The sequence below is a fragment of the Acinetobacter sp. USHLN143 genome (assembly GCF_037145695.1).
GTDB lineage: Bacteria > Pseudomonadota > Gammaproteobacteria > Pseudomonadales > Moraxellaceae > Acinetobacter > Acinetobacter fasciculus.
Genome location: NZ_JBBCWZ010000323.1, coordinates 1 through 223, shown reverse-complemented (window position 1 = coordinate 223; position 223 = coordinate 1). Strand labels below are relative to the sequence as shown.

At 36.3% G+C, this 223-nt stretch carries 1 pseudogene; it reads right to left on the bottom strand.

Going from position 1 to position 223, the window contains the following annotated elements:
* A pseudogene (locus tag WFH18_RS18225) lies at positions 1-223 on the bottom strand (IS982 family transposase); the annotation flags it as partial.

The following is a 223-nucleotide window of genomic DNA, read 5'->3' as shown; positions in this document are numbered from 1 at the left end:
AATGATACTGATTCCCGTATCTTTTCCTTTCACCTGATGGAAGAAACTACTCAGAGCTTGCAAACAACGGGGCATGATTTCAATAAATCGGTTGTAGCTAAGCAGTTTAGGGAAAGCAGATTTCCAGAATGGAACGATCATTTGGCAATAAAAATATTTGAAGAATCTAAAACCGGATTGATGAAATAAAATGACAATGGTCATTGCTTCAGACAAGCTTAAA